The 18148-nt window shown below is 61.7% G+C and carries 21 protein-coding genes; 8 read left to right on the top strand and 13 right to left on the bottom strand.

The annotated features are described in order from the left end of the window. The first annotated feature begins 137 nt into the window (after positions 1–137). The 6 genes from hemA to CER19_RS22495 all read left to right on the top strand — a co-directional run bounded on the left by hemA (position 138) and on the right by CER19_RS22495 (position 5503). The gene (hemA, locus tag CER19_RS22520) at positions 138–1427 is read left to right on the top strand and encodes a glutamyl-tRNA reductase (protein ID WP_003188356.1); all 1290 of its coding nucleotides are present in this window, start codon (positions 138–140) and stop codon (positions 1425–1427) included. Then, positions 1424–2506, top strand: a complete 1083-nt coding sequence (gene prfA / locus CER19_RS22515) for a peptide chain release factor 1 (RefSeq protein ID WP_116668041.1) — start codon at positions 1424–1426, stop codon at positions 2504–2506. Before hemA ends, prfA begins: the two co-directional genes overlap by 4 nt. After that, positions 2507–3337: a peptide chain release factor N(5)-glutamine methyltransferase gene (gene prmC / locus CER19_RS22510; protein ID WP_116668040.1), complete on the top strand. Its 831-nt coding sequence runs from the start codon at positions 2507–2509 to the stop codon at positions 3335–3337. Beyond that, positions 3331–4086 carry a molybdopterin-synthase adenylyltransferase MoeB gene (locus tag CER19_RS22505; RefSeq protein ID WP_116668039.1) on the top strand — a complete coding sequence of 252 codons (756 nt, stop codon included), beginning with the start codon at positions 3331–3333 and terminating at the stop codon, positions 4084–4086. Before prmC ends, CER19_RS22505 begins: the two co-directional genes overlap by 7 nt. Continuing rightward, a complete protein-coding gene (murI, locus tag CER19_RS22500; protein WP_116668038.1) occupies positions 4079–4873 on the top strand; it encodes a glutamate racemase in 795 nt (264 codons plus the stop codon). The genes CER19_RS22505 and murI overlap by 8 nt, the downstream gene beginning before the upstream one ends. A 111-nt stretch (positions 4874–4984) precedes the next feature. After that, positions 4985–5503, top strand: coding sequence for an acyloxyacyl hydrolase (locus tag CER19_RS22495; RefSeq protein ID WP_116668037.1), 519 nt, complete (start codon positions 4985–4987; stop codon positions 5501–5503). Positions 5504–5644: 141 nt separating this feature from the next. Here the strand turns inward: CER19_RS22495 and CER19_RS22490 are convergent, their stop codons facing one another. The 12 genes from CER19_RS22490 to CER19_RS22435 form a co-directional block, all read right to left on the bottom strand. Beyond that, positions 5645–5947 carry a YkgJ family cysteine cluster protein gene (locus CER19_RS22490; protein ID WP_003188364.1) on the bottom strand — a complete coding sequence of 101 codons (303 nt, stop codon included), beginning with the start codon at positions 5945–5947 and terminating at the stop codon, positions 5645–5647. Positions 5948–6001: 54 nt separating this feature from the next. Continuing rightward, complete coding sequence (locus CER19_RS22485) at positions 6002–6493, bottom strand: DUF2878 domain-containing protein (protein WP_116668036.1); 492 nt, start codon at positions 6491–6493, stop codon at positions 6002–6004. Further along, on the bottom strand, positions 6486–7757 hold the full coding sequence (locus CER19_RS22480) for a cyclopropane-fatty-acyl-phospholipid synthase family protein (protein ID WP_116668035.1): 1272 nt from the start codon (positions 7755–7757) through the stop codon (positions 6486–6488). The genes CER19_RS22485 and CER19_RS22480 overlap by 8 nt, the downstream gene beginning before the upstream one ends. Next, complete coding sequence (locus CER19_RS22475; RefSeq protein WP_116668034.1) at positions 7744–8553, bottom strand: DUF1365 domain-containing protein; 810 nt, start codon at positions 8551–8553, stop codon at positions 7744–7746. The genes CER19_RS22480 and CER19_RS22475 overlap by 14 nt, the downstream gene beginning before the upstream one ends. Then, entirely contained in the window at positions 8550–9797 is a 1248-nt protein-coding gene (locus tag CER19_RS22470; RefSeq protein WP_116668033.1) for an NAD(P)/FAD-dependent oxidoreductase, read from the bottom strand. Before CER19_RS22470 ends, CER19_RS22475 begins: the two co-directional genes overlap by 4 nt. Then, entirely contained in the window at positions 9794–10576 is a 783-nt protein-coding gene (locus tag CER19_RS22465) for an SDR family oxidoreductase (protein ID WP_116668032.1), read from the bottom strand. The genes CER19_RS22470 and CER19_RS22465 overlap by 4 nt, the downstream gene beginning before the upstream one ends. Next, on the bottom strand, positions 10573–10995 hold the full coding sequence (locus tag CER19_RS22460; RefSeq protein ID WP_116668031.1) for a nuclear transport factor 2 family protein: 423 nt from the start codon (positions 10993–10995) through the stop codon (positions 10573–10575). Before CER19_RS22460 ends, CER19_RS22465 begins: the two co-directional genes overlap by 4 nt. Next, positions 10988–12430 carry a deoxyribodipyrimidine photo-lyase gene (phrB, locus tag CER19_RS22455; protein WP_116668030.1) on the bottom strand — a complete coding sequence of 481 codons (1443 nt, stop codon included), beginning with the start codon at positions 12428–12430 and terminating at the stop codon, positions 10988–10990. Before phrB ends, CER19_RS22460 begins: the two co-directional genes overlap by 8 nt. Continuing rightward, complete coding sequence (locus CER19_RS22450; protein ID WP_116668029.1) at positions 12431–13360, bottom strand: MerR family transcriptional regulator; 930 nt, start codon at positions 13358–13360, stop codon at positions 12431–12433. A gap of 3 nt (positions 13361–13363) precedes the next feature. Next, a complete protein-coding gene (locus CER19_RS22445) occupies positions 13364–14323 on the bottom strand; it encodes a DUF523 and DUF1722 domain-containing protein (RefSeq protein WP_116668028.1) in 960 nt (319 codons plus the stop codon). 112 nt (positions 14324–14435) lie between these two features. Continuing rightward, on the bottom strand, positions 14436–14651 hold the full coding sequence (locus CER19_RS22440; RefSeq protein ID WP_116668027.1) for a TIGR02450 family Trp-rich protein: 216 nt from the start codon (positions 14649–14651) through the stop codon (positions 14436–14438). After that, entirely contained in the window at positions 14648–15634 is a 987-nt protein-coding gene (locus CER19_RS22435) for an NAD(P)/FAD-dependent oxidoreductase (protein WP_116668026.1), read from the bottom strand. Before CER19_RS22435 ends, CER19_RS22440 begins: the two co-directional genes overlap by 4 nt. Positions 15635–15846: 212 nt before the next feature. Between CER19_RS22435 and CER19_RS22430 the strand changes: the two genes are divergently transcribed. Both CER19_RS22430 and hemH read left to right on the top strand, forming a co-directional pair. Beyond that, a complete protein-coding gene (locus CER19_RS22430; protein ID WP_014716850.1) occupies positions 15847–16746 on the top strand; it encodes a TIGR01777 family oxidoreductase in 900 nt (299 codons plus the stop codon). Positions 16747–16760: 14 nt separating this feature from the next. After that, positions 16761–17786, top strand: coding sequence for a ferrochelatase (hemH, locus tag CER19_RS22425; protein WP_116668025.1), 1026 nt, complete (start codon positions 16761–16763; stop codon positions 17784–17786). Between the two features lie 230 nt (positions 17787–18016). Here the strand turns inward: hemH and CER19_RS22420 are convergent. Continuing rightward, positions 18017–18148 (bottom strand): IS3 family transposase (locus tag CER19_RS22420; RefSeq protein ID WP_133298300.1); only part of this gene is annotated, 132 nt, incomplete at its 5' end.

Below are 18148 nucleotides of genomic sequence, written 5' to 3'. Positions count from 1 at the left end.
CGATTTTCGCGAGCAAGCTCGCTCCTACAAAAGTGCATTGATAGGCATAAGGTATAGGGACAATAGACGACGGTGGTTGTTCTGGATCTTTCGAAGTAGGACAATTGTCGGCTTCCCGACATCATCAGCGATATTGAATGGCCTTCCTCGCACTCGGTATTAACCACAAGACTGCCTCCGTAGACGTGCGCGAGCGCGTGGCGTTTACGCCAGAGCAGTTGGTTGAGGCCCTGCAGCAGCTCTGCCGGCTCACCGACAGCCGCGAAGCTGCGATCCTTTCGACCTGCAATCGCAGCGAGCTCTATATAGAGCAGGAACATCTCTCGGCGGATGTGGTACTGCGCTGGCTGGCCGATTATCACCATTTGAGCCTCGATGACCTGCGCGCCAGCGCCTATGTGCATGAAGAGGATGCGGCAGTTCGTCACATGATGCGCGTGGCGGCCGGCCTCGACTCGCTGGTGTTGGGCGAACCGCAAATCCTCGGCCAGATGAAGTCCGCCTACGCCGTGGCGCGTGAGGCCGGCACCGTCGGCCCGTTGCTGGGCCGCCTGTTCCAGGCCACCTTTAATTCCGCCAAGCAAGTGCGTACCGATACGGCCATCGGCGAAAACCCGGTGTCCGTGGCCTTTGCCGCTGTGAGCCTGGCCAAGCAGATTTTCAGCGACTTGCAGCGCAGCCAGGCCCTGCTGATCGGCGCTGGGGAAACCATCACCCTGGTGGCCCGTCACCTGCACGACCTTGGCGTAAAGCGCATCGTGGTCGCCAACCGCACCCTGGAGCGCGCCAGCATTCTGGCTGAGCAGTTCGGTGCGCATGCGGTGCTGCTGTCGGACATTCCCGCTGAACTGGTACGCAGTGATATCGTCATCAGTTCCACCGCCAGCCAATTGCCGATTCTGGGCAAGGGCGCGGTCGAGAGCGCGTTGAAGCTGCGCAAGCACAAGCCGATCTTCATGGTGGATATCGCCGTTCCCCGGGATATCGAGCCCGAAGTCGGCGAGTTGGACGACGTTTACCTCTATAGCGTCGATGATCTGCATGAAGTGGTCGCTGAAAACCTCAAGAGCCGTCAGGGGGCCGCCCAGGCCGCCGAGGAAATGGTCAGCACCGGCGCCGAAGATTTCATGGTGCGCCTGCGTGAACTGGCGGCAGTGGATGTGCTCAAGGCGTATCGTCAGCAGGGTGAACGCCTGCGTGATGAAGAGTTGCTCAAGGCCCAGCGCATGCTGGCCAATGGCAGCGGCGCCGAAGAGGTGCTGATGCAATTGGCCCGTGGCCTGACCAACAAACTGCTTCACGCGCCCAGCGTCCAGTTGAAAAAGCTTACCGCCGAAGGCCGCCTCGATGCGCTGGCCATGGCCCAGGAACTCTTTGCCCTCGGTGAGGGCGCGTCAGACAGCTCTTCGGATAAAAAACCGCAATGAAAGCGTCACTGCTCAATAAACTGGACGTGCTCCAGGACCGTTTCGAAGAACTGACCGCCTTGCTCGGCGATGGCGAGGTCATTTCCGATCAGACCAAATTCCGTGCCTATTCCAAGGAATACGCCGAAGTTGAGCCCATTGTGGCCACCTATAAAAACCTGCTGAAAGTCCAGGTCGACCTCGAAGGCGCCCAGGCCCTGCTCAAGGACAGCGACCCGGACATGCGCGAAATGGCCGTGGAAGAAGTCCGCGAAGCCAAGGAAAAACTCGCCGAGCTTGAGGGTGACCTGCAACGCATGTTGCTGCCCAAGGACCCTAACGACGGACGCAACGTGTTCCTCGAAATCCGCGCCGGTACCGGTGGCGACGAGGCGGCGATTTTTTCCGGCGACCTGTTCCGCATGTATTCGCGTTATGCCGAGCGTCGCGGTTGGCGCGTGGAGATCCTCTCCGAGAACGAAGGCGAGCACGGCGGCTATAAAGAAGTCATCGCCCGGGTTGAAGGCGACAACGTCTACGGCAAGCTGAAGTTCGAGTCCGGTGCGCACCGCGTACAGCGGGTGCCGGCGACAGAATCCCAAGGCCGTATCCACACCTCGGCGTGCACCGTCGCGGTGTTGCCTGAGCCGGACGAACAGGAAACGATCGAGATCAACCCGGCGGACCTGCGCGTCGACACCTACCGCTCATCCGGCGCGGGTGGCCAGCACGTTAACAAGACCGACTCGGCGATCCGTATCACCCACTTGCCGTCTGGCATTGTGGTGGAGTGCCAGGAAGAACGTTCCCAGCACAAGAACCGTGCACGGGCCATGTCCTGGTTGTCGGCCAAGTTGAACGACCAGCAGACCAGCGCCGCGGCCAACGCAATTGCCAGCGAACGCAAGCTGCTGGTGGGCTCTGGCGACCGCTCCGAGCGTATCCGCACCTACAACTTTGCCCAAGGCCGGGTTACCGACCATCGGGTCAACCTCACCCTGTACTCCCTCGACGACATTCTCGCTGGTGGCGTGGATGCGGTGATAGAGCCGTTGCTCGCCGAATATCAGGCCGATCAACTGGCGGCGATAGGTGACTAAATGACCATCATTGCCAGCCTGCTGCGCGCCGCTGACCTGCCCGACTCGCCGACGGCGCGCCTGGACGTGGAGTTGCTGCTGGCCGCTGCCCTGGGCAAATCGCGCAGCTACCTGCATACCTGGCCGGAAAAGATCGTCAGCAGCGAAGACGCCCTGACCTTTGCCGGCTACCTGCAGCGCCGCCGCAGCGGCGAGCCGGTGGCGTATATCCTCGGCCAGCAAGGCTTCTGGAAACTCGACCTGGAAGTAGCACCGCACACCCTGATCCCGCGCCCGGAAACTGAATTACTGGTGGAAGCTGCCCTGCAATTGCTGCCCGCCACGCCCGCCCAGGTCCTGGACCTGGGCACCGGTAGCGGCGCCATCGCCTTGGCCCTGGCCAGCGAACGTCCGGCCTGGCAGGTCACGGCGGTCGACCGTGTGCTGGAGGCCGTGGCCCTGGCCGAGCGCAATCGTCAACGCCTGCACCTCACTAACGCGACGGTGCTCAACAGCCATTGGTTCAGCGCCCTGCAAGGCCACCGCTTCGACCTGATTATCAGCAACCCGCCCTATATTGCCGACAATGACCCGCACCTGGTGGCTGGCGATGTGCGCTTCGAACCGGCCAGTGCGCTGGTGGCGGGGCACGATGGTCTGGACGACTTGCGCCTGATCATTGCAGAGTCTCCTGGCCACCTGAACGACGGGGGCTGGCTGTTACTCGAGCACGGTTACGACCAGGCCCAGGCCGTGCGTGAATTGTTGCTGAACCAGGGTTTTGAAGGCGTACATAGCCGCATTGACCTCGGCGGTCACGAACGCATCACCTTGGGGCGCCGCCCGTGCTGACCGACCAGGAGCTGTTGCGCTATAGCCGGCAGATTCTGTTGCAGCCTGTCGACATCGACGGCCAATTACGCCTGAAGCAAAGCCGCGCGTTGATTGTCGGCCTGGGTGGCCTGGGCGCTCCGGTTGCGCTTTACCTGGCCGCTGCTGGGGTGGGCGAATTGCACCTGGCGGATTTCGATACAGTCGATTTGACCAACCTGCAACGCCAGATCATCCATGACACTAACAGCGTGGGGCAGACCAAGGTCGATTCGGCCATGGGGCGCCTGAGGGCGATCAACCCTGAAGTCACCCTTGTCGCCCATCGTGCTGCGCTGGATGCGGACTCGCTGGCTGCTGCGGTGAACGCAGTGGACCTGGTGCTCGATTGCAGCGACAACTTCTCTACCCGCGAGGCGGTCAACGCGGCCTGCGTCGCCGCCGGCAAACCGCTGGTCAGTGGCGCGGCCATTCGCCTTGAGGGGCAGTTGTCGGTATTCGACCCCCGTCGCGCCGACAGCCCCTGTTACCACTGTTTGTACGGGCACGGCAGCGACACTGAACTGACCTGCAGCGAAGCCGGCGTCGTCGGGCCGTTGGTGGGGGTCGTTGGCAGCCTGCAAGCGTTGGAAGCCTTGAAGCTGCTGGCCGGTTTTGGTGAGCCGTTGGTGGGGCGCCTGTTGTTGATCGATGCGCTGACCACGCGTTTTCGCGAGTTGCGCGTCAAGCGCGACCCCGGTTGCAGCGTCTGCGGGACACAGCATGGTTAAGGGCGCGCCTATTGGTGTGTTCGATTCCGGCATCGGCGGCCTCACGGTGCTGGAAGAAATCCAGCACTTATTGCCCCACGAGTCACTGCTGTACGTGGCGGACTGCGGGCACATTCCCTATGGCGAGAAAACCCCGGCGTTCATTCTTGAACGTTCTCGCTCGGTCGCTGAGTTTTTCTGCGAGCGGGGCGCCAAGGCTTTTGTGATTGCCTGCAACACGGCGACGGTCGCCGCGGTGGCCGATCTGCGCCAGGACTACCCCGACTGGCCACTGGTAGGCATGGAGCCTGCGGTCAAACCTGCTGCCGCGGCCACGCGCAGTGGCGTGGTGGGTGTGCTCGCCACTACGGGCACACTGCAAAGCGCCAAGTTCGCCGCATTGCTCGACCGTTTTGCCACCGATGTGCGGGTGATTACCCAGCCGTGCCCGGGCCTGGTGGAGCTGATTGAAGCCGGCGACCTCAACAGCCCCGCCTTGCACACCCTGCTGCAAGGCTATATTGAGCCGCTGCTTAGCGCCGGTTGCGACACCATCATCCTGGGTTGCACTCATTACCCCTTCCTCAAGCCACTCCTGGCGCAGATGCTGCCCCCCAGCATCATCCTCATTGATACCGGCGCCGCCGTGGCGCGCCAGCTCAAGCGCTTGCTGGGTGAGCGCGACCTGCTGGCCGTTGGCGAACCTGAACCTGCACAGTTCTGGACCAGCGGCGATCTGTGTCACCTAAGAAATATCCTACCGACACTTTGGAAACATCCTGGAGTTGTGCGAAGCTTTGGCTCGTGAAAATTTCGTGAAATAACACTGAAAAAAGCTGAACTTCTGGCTATGCGTCGGCTTCTATAGCCCGTTAGCCTGTACATAACCCAATTATTCCGTTTGCAAAGGACGTTTCACATGAAGCGCTTGTTCTGTTTGGCTGCGATTGCGGCCGCTATGTTGGGACACTCTGTTTCAGCCCAGGCCGCCGGCCTGGAGTTCGGCTTGGGGAGCACCAGCGATTCGACGCTGACCTACCGCCTGGGCCTGACCTCCGATTGGGACAAAAGCTGGATGCAGAGCAATGTCGGCCGACTGACCGGCTACTGGAGCGGCGCCTATACCTATTGGGAAGGGGACGACCGTGCAGGCGCCAGCAGCCTGTCGTTCTCGCCGGTATTTGTGTATGAGTTTGCCGGCGAGTCGGTCAAGCCCTACATCGAAGCCGGTATCGGCGTGGCGTTGTTCTCTCGCACTCGGCTGGAAGACAACAACATCGGCCAGTCCTTCCAGTTCGAAGACCGCCTGGGTTTCGGCCTGCGGTTCAACGGCGGGGATGAAGTGGGCATTCGTGCCACGCATTTTTCCAACGCCGGCATCAGCAGCAATAACGATGGGGTAGAGAGCTACTCGCTGCACTACACCATGCCGCTCTAATCTCAAGAACACTTGGCCCCCCTGTGGGAGCGGGCTTGCTCGCGAAAGCGGTGTATCAGCTAGCACATGCCTAGACTGCCCCACCGCCTTCGCGAGCAAGCCCGCTCCCACACAAGCCCGTGATCATCACGGAGTTCGGGGTCAGCGGTAGGCCGTGGTAATACCTTCGCGCTCTTCAAGGCATTCCGGCGCACCCATCTCGAACTCCCGGCAAATCAACGGCCGAAGCTCATAGATCGTGCACATCATCGTGTCGCGGTCCAGCGCTGCGCACCAGCCGTCGTCCAGGCGCAGCATCACCTCACCTCCCCAATCATCGGTATCGATAAAGCGTTGCGGCACGCCGGTGTCGGTGATCAGCATGACTTCCAGTTGGCAGCAACAGGCCGCGCACGTCGAGCAGGTGACGGGTTCGGTGATTTGAATGTGAGGGATGTTGGTCATAGGCGCGCAGTGTAAGGCAAGTGCGCTAGACGCGTATGAATGCTCGGACGGGCGTCAGTGTTCCAGCCTCTGCGCAACCCCGTGCAACAGCGGACAGAGCATGGCCCATAACAGCGCCAGGCCGATCAATGTTGGGGTGGTGCCGTACGCAAAACTCACGCCTGCCAATTGACTGCCGGCGTAATAAGACAACGGCCCGCCCACCGCGCCTAGCAGGCTGGCCAGCCACCAGGGGCGTGCGCTCCAGGCCAGGCAGTGCAGCAAGGTGGTGGCCAGCAAGGCCCATAACAGTATCAGCCACAGCGGAATCAATGGCCCCGGTGTATTGAACTCAAACACGCCCAGCCCGCGCAGTGCCGTATCGACCAGGGTGCCCAGCACCGTCACGGCCAGAATCACTTGCCCCTCTCTGGTCCATGAACTTATCCACAGAAGATGGACGCCCAGCGCCGCGATACCAATTAGCAGCCAACGGCTATCGCCGCCGAGCACGCAGGCAAACCAGCCGCACTGAAACAGCACGGCATTGGCCAGGGGTTTAAGCACTGAAACGCCCGAGCAGCGGCGGATTGATTGCCGCCGGTTTGGCCAGCAGCAACTGTGCGGTGCCGATGGTGCGCTCCATGAAGCCGCCTTCGCAGTAGCACAGGTAAAACTCCCACAGGCGCAGGAAGTATTCGTCATAACCCAGCTCCGCAAGACGGCCATGGGCGCGGCGAAAGTTCTCATGCCACAGGCGCAGGGTGCGGGCGTAGTGCAGGCCGAAGTCTTCCATGTGCAGCAGGTTCATGTCGGTGTCGCGGCTGACGATCTGCAGCATGTTTTGCACACAGGGCAGCGCGCCGCCGGGGAAGATGTAGCGCTGGATAAAGTCGACGCTGCGCTTGGCCTGTTCAAAGCGCTGTTCACGAATGGTGATGGCTTGCAGCAGCATCAGGCCGTCGGGCTTGAGCAACTGGGCACACTGTTTGAAATAGGTGGGCAGGAAACGATGGCCCACCGCTTCAATCATTTCGATCGACACCAGCTTGTCGTACTCGCCGCAGAGGTCGCGGTAATCGCGCAGCAGCACGGTCACTTGTTCTTGCAGGCCCAGTGCCTCGATACGCTGGGCGGTGTAGGCGAACTGTTCCTTGGACAAGGTCGTGGTGGTGACCCGACAGCCGTAATGCTGCGCGGCATACAACGCCATGCTGCCCCAGCCGGTGCCGATTTCCAGCAGGTGGTCGCTGGGCTTGAGCGCCAGTTTCTGGCAGATGCGCGCCAACTTGTTCAGCTGTGCTTGCTCCAGGGTGTCATCAGGCGTGAGGAACTGTGCCGCCGAGTACATCATGGTGGGGTCGAGAAATTCTTCGAACAAGTCGTTGCCCAGGTCGTAATGGGCAGCGATGTTTTTTTGCGAGCCTTTACGTGTGTTGCGGTTGAGCCAGTGCAGGCCCTGAGTAAACGGCCGGGCCAGGCGAGCCAGGCCACCCTCCATGGCGTCGAGCACCTCCAGGTTGCTGACCATCACCCGCACCACGGCGGTGAGGTCGGGGCTGGTCCAGTAACCATGGATAAACGCTTCGCCGGCGCCGATCGAGCCATTGGCCGCCACCAGCCCCCATACCGCCGCATCGAGAATCTGGATCTCGCCCAGCAGGTGCGCTTCCCGTGCGCCGAAGACTTGCCGCTCGCCATCCTCAATGATCACCAACTGGCCATGGCGCAATTGGCTGAGCTGGCGCAAAACGCCTTTGCGCAATAGCGCAGCGGTCATGCCGTTGACGTTCAGGCGGTTAGCCTTGACCGATAAGCTAGGGGATTTCATGGTGGCGATCCTTGGTATACCCGACTGCGGTGCGAGAGGCGCCATCGGCGCCCTGGTGGGAAAAAATCGGTGTGCGTTTGAGCAGCAGGCGCAAGGCTTGCCAGTAGATCGCAAGGCCGGTCTTGGCGGTCATCCAGGGAAAGTGCCACAAATAGCGATGCAGGCTGGCGCGGCTCAGTGCCTGTTTTTCCAGGCTCAAGGTGGCGTCGAAGACTTTTTGCGTGCCCTGCCAATCGGCCATGTGCACGCCGAGCCTGGCGGCGGGCGGACTGAAACTCATGCGGTATTCCAGGTCGCGAGGCAAAAACGGCGACACATGGAAGGCCTTCGCCACGGCGAAATGCTGGTGCTCATCGGCGCCCCGTGCCTGGGCAGGCAGCACGTAGTGATGGCGCTCGCGCCATGGGGTGTTGGTCACTTCACACAGGATCGCGGCCAGTTGCCCGTCAGCCTCGAAGCAGTAGAAGAAACTCACCGGGTTAAAAGCCAGGCCCCAACTGCGGGCCTGGGTCAGCAGGCAGATAGCGCCCTGGGGTGTATGCCCCAGGGCCTTGCCGACTTCGTAGCGCACAGCATCGCTCAAGCTCATGCCGTGGCGCGTGAGTTCACGCAGGTAATCCTGCTGGCGGAAACCGAAAGGCGCCAGGCGACCCGTGCCGGCCAGCGGCGAGAGCCCCAGTACGTCATCCTCTTCGCTGAGGTCCAGGTACAACAGGCCGATGCGGTAGCGAAAGGCGTGGGCCTTGGGCGTAAACCGGCGATGGGCGATCCAGCCGCTGTACAGAGCGCTGTTCACAGGGTTTCCCCAAAAGCCTGGGCCACGCGCAGAGCGCTGACCACGCCATCTTCGTGAAAGCCGTTGGCCCAGTAGGCCCCGCAGTAAAAGGTATTGCGCACGCCGTTCAATTCTTCCCAGCGTGCCTGTGCGGCGACTGCGGCCAGGCTGTATTGCGGATGGGCGTAGGTGTAGCGCGCCAGGATCTTCAGCGGATTGATCGTCGGCGTCTGGTTGAGGCTGACGCAAAAGGTAGTGGCGCTGTCGATGCCTTGCAGGATGTTCATGTCATAGGTGACGGCGGCTTGTTGTTGCGTGTTGCCCGTCAGCCGATAGTTCCAGCTGGCCCAGGCCAGTTTGCGGTCGGGCAGCAGGCGTGTGTCGGTGTGCAGCACCACGTCGTTGTCGGCGTAGGGCAGGGCACCGAGGATGTGCTGTTCGGCCTGGCTGGGGTCGTCGAGCAAGGCCAGGGCCTGATCGCTGTGGCAGGCGAACACCACGCGGTCGAAGGTTTCGCTGCCGGCCGGGCTGTGGATAACCACGCCCTCTTCGCTGCGTTGCACCTTATGCACAGGGCAGTTGAGCCGTATCTGTTCGCGAAAGCTGCGGGTCAGGGGCTCGATATAACGGCTGGAGCCGCCTTCGATCACACACCATTGCGGGCGGTTGCTCACCGAGAGCAAGCCGTGGTTCTTGAAGAAACGCACAAAAAACTGCAGCGGAAACTTGAGCATATCGGCCAGGGACATCGACCAGATGGCCGCGCCCATCGGCACGATGTAATGCCGGATAAACCGCGGCCCATAGCCGCCGGCGGTGAGGGAATCGCCCAGGGTCATGTCGGCGCTGATGCGCTGCTCCTGCAAGTCCAGGGGCGCCTGGCGATTGAAGCGCAGGATATCGCGCAACATGCCCCAGAACCCCGGCGACAGGATGTTGCGGCGCTGGGCAAACAGGCTGTTGAGGTTGTTGCCGTTGTACTCAAAGCCTGTGCTTTGGTCGCACACCGAAAAACTCATCTCGGTGGGTTTAAACCTGACCCCGATTTGCCCCAGCAGGCGGATGAAATTCGGGTAGGTCCAGTCGTTGAACACAATGAAGCCCGTGTCCACCGCGTAGCTTTTGCCGTCGACCGTCACGTTGGCCGTATGGGTATGCCCGCCAATGCAGTCACTGGCCTCAAACAGCGTAATGTCATGGCGACGGCTGAGCAGGTAGGCGCTGGTCAGGCCGGCGATGCCGCTGCCGATAATGGCGATCTTCACAGGTCGTCCTTCCTCGGCGGCGGGCTGCGCAGCATGCGTTTTCCGATGATCAGTTGCGCGCGGTTGGGCAGCTTCGACAGCGGCCATAAAGTGGCGATGAACAGGGCCGGAAAGGCGATTTCCAGCGGGCGTTTTTCCAGCTTGGCGAAGATGTGTTTCGCGGCTTTGTCGGCCGGCCAGCTCAGGGGCATCGGGAAATCATTGCGCTCGGTCAGCGGCGTGTCGACGAAGCCTGGGCTGATCACAGTGACATCGATGCTTTCCGGCGACAGGCCGATACGCAGGGATTCGAACAGGTAACGCAGGCCGGCCTTGGACGCGCCGTAGGCTTCGGCGCGGGGCATGGGCAGGTAGGTCACGGCACTGGCCACGCCCACTAGATGCGGGGTACGCCCGGCGCGCAACAACGGCAGCGCGGCCTCGATGCAATAGCTGCTGGCCAGCAGGTTGGTGCGCACCACGTGCTCGATGATCGAGGCATCAAATTGCCGGGCGTCCACGTATTCACAGGTGCCGGCGTTGAGGATCACCGTGTCCAGCGAACCCCAGACCTCGCTGATACGCTCACCGATCTCGCGCACGGTCTGGCTGTTGGTCAGATCGCCGGCCACCACCAGAACCTGGCCTGGATATCGAAGGGCGAGGGCATCCAGCGGGCCTTGGGTGCGGGAACTGAGGGCCACGTGGGCGCCGCTGGCGAGCAACTCCACGGCCAGCGCCGCACCGATACCACTGCTGGCGCCGGTCAGCCAATAACGACGGGGCGGTGTAAGGCTCATCCCCTTCTCCTTTTCAGCCAACGAATAACGCGACCCAGTAGGGGGATATGTTCATAGAGCAGGGCGCCGGCATCGAAATAGTCGCGATGGCGGTAAACAGTGTCGTGCCACATCAAATGGGAACAGCCTGGCACCTCGATCATCTGGCCGCCGGCCAGGCGTGGGTGACGAAAACGCATACTCCAGCGCAGGTAGCCCTCGCCTTCGGCCACGGTATCGAAGCCGTGGAAGTCAAAATGCAGCTCGCTGACGTTGCTGTACAAGTCGGCAAAGTAACGCCGCAACGCTGGCAGGCCCTGGACTTCATGCAGGGGGTCGGCAAAGGCGATGTCCTCGCTGTACAGGCTGCCGAGCAGGTGCAGGTTATGCTTGTCCAGCGTGGCGAAGATGTGGGCGAATTGGCGCAGGAAGTCACTCATGTTCGGCCATCTCCTGGCGCGAAGGCAGCCGGCGAAATGCGGCCAAGGCGCGCTCGCGAGACTGTTTCAAATCGACGATGGCACGCGGGTAATCCGCCACGCCGAACAGGCCGCCCACCGCTTCGGGGTTGTGCACTTGTTTTTTATTCAGCGTGGCCAGCTCCGGTAGCCAGCGTTTGATGAACACGCCGTCGCCGTCGAATTTTTCCGATTGGCTCAGCGGGCTGAATATCCGGAAATACGGCGCCGAGTCGGTGCCGGTGGACGAACTCCACTGCCAGCCGCCGTTGTTGGCCGCCAGATCCCCGTCGATCAGGTGGCGCATAAAGAAGCGCTCGCCTTCGCGCCAGTCGATCAGCAGGTTTTTGGTCAGGAACATCGCCACCACCATGCGCAGGCGGTTGTGCATCCAGCCGGTTTCCAGCAGTTGGCGCATGGCCGCGTCGATGATCGGCAAGCCGGTGCGCGCCTGTTGCCAGGCGGCCAGGTCTTCGGGCGCCTTGCGCCAGGCCAGCGCTTCGGTTTCCGGGCGAAACGCGCGGTGGCGGGAAACCCGTGGGTAGCCGACCAGGATGTGTTTGTAGAACTCGCGCCACAGCAGCTCGTTGATCCAGGTGATGGCGCCGATGTCGCCGCTTTCGAACTCGCCCTGGTTGGTTTGCAGCGCGGCGTGCAAGCACTGGCGCGGCGAAACCACCCCGGCGGCCAGGTAGGCAGAAAGCTGACTGGTGCCGGGCTTGGCCGGGAAGTCGCGTTCGTCCTTGTAATAGCTGATCTGCTGATCGGCGAAGGCATCGAGTCGACGGCGCGCTTCGTCTTCGCCAGCGGGCCAGAGGGCACGCAAGGTTTCGCTGGGTGTTTGGAACCCTTCGACTGCCGTCGGCACAGGGTCGCTCTTCACGCCAAATTCGGCCTGGGCCTTTGGCGTCGGCACCCTGCGGGGCAGGGCGCTGTGCAGGCGGCTGTAGCAGACCTTGCGGAACTGGCTGAACACCTGGAAGTAGGTCCCGGTCTTGGTCAGCACACTACCCGGCTGGAAAAACAGTTGGTCCAGGTAGCTGTGGAAGGTCACGCCGTCAGCTTCCAGGGCCTGGGCCACGGCGCGGTCGCGGCGGCTTTCGTGAATGCCGTATTCCTCGTTGACGTGTACCGACTCCACCGACAGCTCGCGGCACAGTTGGCTCAGTACCGTCGGCGCCTGGTCCCAGGTCGCGGCGTGGCGGATTAACAGCGGGATGTTGAGGTTGCCCAGTGCCTGGCTCAGGTGCTGCAAGTTGCGCAGCCAGAAATCGACTTTGCACGGCGCGTCATCGTGAGCCCGCCATTGCTCGGGCGTGATCAGGTAAACAGCCGCGACGGGGCCGCGCTGGCACGCGGCAGCCAGGGCAGTGTTGTCGTGCAGGCGCAAGTCGGTGCGCAGCCAGATCAGATGCATTTAGACAATTCCACGCTGGATCAACAATTGATGGGCCGCCAACAGGTCCTCGGCCACGGACAACTCAGGGATGTCCTGGGTTAATACGCCCAACTCGGCGTGGTGGATGCACACCGTTGGTCCGGCAATCACGGTTGGGCAACGGATGCCGCCCAGCAGTTTGCTGAGTGCCGGCACCTGCAACGCCTTGCTCGAATACAGCAGCACCGCACGTGGTTGCAGGTGTTCCACCGCCAGGGCCAGTTCGCCGACCGGCAGTGGCCAATCGAACACTTCCACCGGGCAATCGGCACTGCTGGCCAGCCAGGCGCTGAGCCACAGGTGGGGTTCCAGGGGCAGGTCGGAATGATTGACCAGCAACAGCGGCGCGCCGTGCAGTTGACGATTGTTGTGATAGATCCGTGCGCCGAACTTGCTGCGCAACCAGGACAGGAAGAACACCCGCTCCATCTGCGCGCCGAACTGGCCCTGCCAGCGTTGTTCCAGCTCGTTGAGCAGCGGCAGCATCAATTGCTCGCACAAGGTGCGTGGCGGGTAGAGCGCCATGGCCTGGTTGAACGCGTCATCGACCCGGCGCTCGGCCAGCTCACTGATGGCACTCACCAAGTGCTGGCGCAGGCTCTGCCATTCGTTTTCCATCGGCGCCGTACTGCCTTGGGCGGAGTCGATCAGCCCTTTGACCTGGCTGACCGGCACGCCGCGATTGAGCCAGGTGAGGATGGCCTGGATGCGTTGCACGTGTTCGGCGCTGAACAACCGATGCCCCTTGGGCGTGCGCTGGGGCACGATGAGGCCATAGCGGCGCTCCCACGCGCGCAGCGTCACCGCATTCACGCCGGTCTGGCGCGCCACCTCGCGGATCGGCAGCCAGCCGTTTTCCAGGGCGTGGGCGATGTCTTCGCCGGGTTCGTCGAGCAGGGCAGGTTTCATGGGTTAGATCGCATTACGCAGGCTGAGGTTTTCCGGGTGCGGTTGCAGGTAGGCCTGCTGCGCGATGTAGTGGTCCGGGTGTTGGCGAAAGTGGTGCTTGAGCAGGGTCAGCGGCACCACCAGCGGCACGATGCCGTGGCGGTATTGGCCGATGACGGTCTGCATTTCCTGTTTGTCATCGGCACTGATGGCCTGCTTGAGGTAGCCACTGATGTGTTGCAGCACATTGGTATGGGTACCGCGAGTCGCGCATTTTTTCAGGCCCGCCATCAGTTCGCTGAAATAGCCGTCGGCCAGGGCTTGCAGGTCAATGCCCTGGCCCATGCTGCCGAGCAAGTGGCCCAGGCTTTTGTAATGCGCCGGGCTATGGGCCATCAGCAGGTACTTGTAGCGCGAGTGAAACGTCAGCAAGCGGTGACGGGTAAGGCCGTCGGCCAACAGTTGCTGCCAACTGGCGTACACGAATACGCGGGTGAGGAAGTTTTCCCGCAGCACCGGGTCGTTCAGGCGACCGTCTTCTTCCACCGGCAGGTTAGGGTGACGCGCACAAAACGCCTGGGCGTAAATACCGCGCCCGCCGCCCTCGACGGGCGTGCCGTTGTCGCGGTACACCTTGACCCGCTCCAGGCCGCACGACGGTGATTTCTGCATGAAGATGTAGCCGCACAGGTCGGTGTGTTCCCGGGCCATTTGCTGGCCGTAGTCGTCCAGTGGCTGAGTGACATTGAGCGCAGGGTTTACGCTGCCCACGGCCTGCGGTTGGTTGGGGTCGCCGACCAGGCGGATCGCTTGCCGAGGAATGCCCAGGCCGATGGCAACTTCAGGGCACAACGGGACAAAATCGAAATAGTCACTGAGGGTCTGGCTGCATAGCAGGGACTGTTTATGACCGCCATTGAAGCGCACGTTCTCACCCAGAAGGCAGGCGCTGATGGCGATCTTCGGTTTCACGTGGCTGGACATAAGCAAACCTCTGCAAGAATCCTGTACAAGCTAAAAATCTTGTACAACTAAATCTCATCATAGGCTCGATGTTGTACAAGTCAAATAATTTGTACAGGTTTGTGCGGTTGCGTTATTTCCAGCCGATTTGCCAGTCCTCAGCGTTTTTCAGGGTCTGCCAGGGCAGGCGTTCGGCGCGCCGGGTGAGGATGGCCTGCAGTTCGATGTCCAGCACCGTGCCCTCTTCGTCACGGAACAATTCGGTGACCAGGAAGTGTTTTTCCTTGTGGCGAGGATGAGCTGCCGTCCATTTTGACAGCAGCAGTTTGGCAGGGTTGATGCGGTTCATTGCAGGTGCTCGATCAAGCGTCGCGCCGCTTCCTGGCCACTCAACCAGGCACCTTCCACCCGGCCGGAGAGGCACCAGTCGCCACAGACGAACAAGCCCAGGTCCGCGTCGGCCAGCACGCCGAATTCATGGCTGTTCGATGGGCGTGCGTAGAGCCAGCGATGCGCCAGGCTGAACGACGGCGCGGGCATGGCGCTGTGCAGCAATTCGGCAAAGGCGCCGTGCAGGTGTTCGATCACCGCTTCCTTGGGCAGGTCCAGGTGGGCCTTGCTCCAGGCGCTGGTGGCGTGCAGCACCCAGGTGTCGAGGGTGGTGTCGCGCCCGGGCTTGCTGCGGTTGCGCGCCAGCCAGTCGAGGGGGCTGTCTTGCACGAAGCAGCCCTCCATCGGCGTATCCAGGGGCTTGTCGAACGCCAGGGCGATGGCCCAGGTCGGGTCCATTTTCACCCCGGCCGCGGCGCTCGCCAGCTTGGGCGCGGCGGCCAGCAGGGCGGTGGCTTGGGGAGCCGGCGTGGCGATGATCACATGGCTGAAAGGGCCGTGATTGCCGCCGTCCGCGTCGAGCAGGTTCCAGTGCTGCGTACCCTGGAAGACTTCGGTGATGCGGCAACCGAACTCCACCGGCAAGTCGTCGAGCAGGGCGCGAGTGATGGCGCTCATGCGCGGCGTACCGACCCAGCGGATCTGCTCATCGGGGGAGGGCGTCAGTTGGCCGGACTTGAAGTTATACAACTGCGGCTTCCACTGCTCGGCCCAGCCGTTGCTCTGCCAGCGCTGCACTTCGTTGACGAAGCGCCGGTCGCGGGCGGTGAAATATTGCGCACCCATGTCCAGTGCGCCGGCGTCGCTGCGCTTGCTGGACATGCGGCCACCGCTGCCGCGGCTTTTATCGAAGAGTTGTACTGCGTGCCCGGCGTCTTGTAACGCTCGGGCGGCGGAGAGACCGGCGATGCCGGTACCAATGATCGCGATGGGAACAGTCATGGGAGGCCTCGTTTTACCGTTGGGTACAGACTACGCCGACACCAATAGCTGTACAATATTGTTTTTTGGTATAAGTTTCGGCGTGCCTGATTGCGTGGCGTGACCTATGGTTAAGCTAAGGCTTGAACCCCCGTCACGCTCAATTATCAAATTGATCCCTGCTTATAAAATAGACCAGTGAGCGGCGGCGAACGTTACATGAGGAGAGTCCCATGCATATTTTGCTGACCGGCGGTACCGGCTTGATCGGTCGCCAACTCTGCAAGCACTGGCTCGCACAAGGCCATCGCCTGACGGTGTGGAGCCGGCAACCGGAAACGGTCGCCCAGGTCTGCGGTGCGCAGGTGCTCGGGGTGGCTCGCCTACAAGAGGTGATTGGCGCGGTGGACGCGGTGGTCAACCTGGCAGGCGCGCCTATTGCCGACCGGCCTTGGACCCACAAGCGCAAGGCGTTGCTGTGGAACAGTCGCATTCACCTCACCGAAACCTTGCTGGCCTGGATGGAAAGCCTGGAGCAAAAACCGGCGGTGCTGATCTCCGGTTCTGCGGTGGGTTGGTACGGCGACGGCGGCGAGCGCGAACTGACCGAAGCCAGCGGCCCGGTACTGGATGATTTCCCCAGCCAGTTGTGTATCGCCTGGGAGGAAACCGCCCAGCGTGCCGAAGCCTTGGGCATTCGCGTGGTGCTGGTGCGTACGGGGTTGGTGCTGTCTGCCGAGGGCGGCTTTTTGTCGCGCCTGCTGCTGCCGTTCAAACTGGCGCTGGGCGGGCCGATTGGCAATGGACGACAGTGGATGCCCTGGGTGCATATCAAGGATCAAATCGCCCTGATTGATTTTCTTCTGCACAAGCAAGACGCCAACGGTCCTTATAATGCCTGCGCGCCACACCCGGTGCGTAACCGCGAATTTGCCAAGACCCTGGGCCAGGTGCTGCACCGCCCGGCGTTCATGCCGATGCCGGCATTTGCGTTGAAGGTTGGCCTGGGTGAGTTGTCCGGCTTGTTGCTGGGCGGGCAAAAGGCTTTGCCTGAACGGCTGCAGGCCGCAGGTTTCACTTTCCAGTTCACTGAGTTGCGTGCGGCTCTGGACGACTTGTCCAGCCGCCTCTAAAGATAGGATGTTGCATGACCGATCACGCGTTGTTACTGGTCAACCTGGGTTCGCCAAAGTCCACGTCAGTGGCCGACGTGCGCAGCTACCTCAATCAGTTCCTGATGGACCCTTATGTGATCGACTTGCCGTGGCCGGTGCGGCGCTTGCTGGTGTCGCTGATCCTGATCAAGCGCCCCGAGCAATCGGCCCATGCCTATGCGTCGATCTGGTGGGACGAGGGTTCGCCGCTGGTGGTGCTGAGCCGCCGCCTGCAACAGCAGATGACCGCGCAGTGGACCCAGGGCCCGGTGGAACTGGCGATGCGTTACGGCGAGCCGTCCCTGGAAACGGTCCTGACGCGCCTGGCCGCCCAGGGTATTCAAAAAATCACACTGGCGCCGTTGTACCCGCAGTTTGCCGACAGCACCGTCACCACGGTGATAGAGGAAGCCAAGCGGGTGGTGCGCGACAAGCAACTGAATGTGCAGTTTTCGATCCTGCAACCGTTCTACGATCAGCCTGAGTACCTCGATGCGCTGGCGGCGAGTGTGCGCGCTTATGTGGAGCAGGATTACGATCACTTGCTGCTCAGTTTCCATGGCTTGCCTGAGCGTCACCTGACCAAGCTCGACCCTACCGGCCAGCACTGCTTCAAGGACGCAGACTGCTGCAAGAACGCATCCCCTGAAGTGCTTGCCACCTGTTATCGCGCGCAGTGCTTCAGCGTGGCGCGGGACGTGGCCGAGCGGCTGGGCTTGCCGGAGGGTAAATGGTCGGTGGCGTTCCAGTCCCGCCTGGGCCGGGCCAAGTGGATCGAACCCTACACCGAGGCGCGCCTTGAGGCATTGGCCCAGCAAGGCGTGAAGAAGCTGCTGGTGATGTGCCCGGCGTTCGTCGCCGATTGCATTGAGACGTTGGAGGAAATTGGCGATCGCGGTCGCGAGCAATTTCGTGAAGCGGGGGGCGAGGAGTTGGTGTTGGTGCCTTGCCTGAATGATGAGCCGCACTGGGCGGCGGCCCTTAATACCCTGTGCGAACGGGCGCCGGTTGCCTTGTAAGCGAGCCCTGCGGTGATCCAATTGTGGGAGCTGGCTTGCCTGCGATAGCGGCCTGAAAGCCGACACCTATCTAACTGACGCCCTGCGATCAAACTGTGGGAGCGGGCTTGCTCGCGAAGGTGGCCTGACAGTCAGCACAGTTGGATTGTGTACATATCCATTCCTGCGGTAACGGCCACTTAGGGTTCCGCTCTGACATGAACTGCCCCCCAAAAGTTGGACAGGAGACGCTATTGATTTAGTGCCTGGGTCCGAAACTGTACCGGACTCAAGCCATTCAGTCTGAGGCTTATGCGGTCTTGGTTGTAGTAGGTGATGTAATCCTCTAAGCCTGATGCCAGTTGCTCCACACTCTCAAATGA

Source organism: Pseudomonas sp. GL93, from assembly GCF_003408955.1.
Classification (GTDB): Bacteria; Pseudomonadota; Gammaproteobacteria; order Pseudomonadales; family Pseudomonadaceae; genus Aquipseudomonas; species Aquipseudomonas paracarnis.
This window is presented reverse-complemented; position numbering and strand designations above follow the sequence as displayed.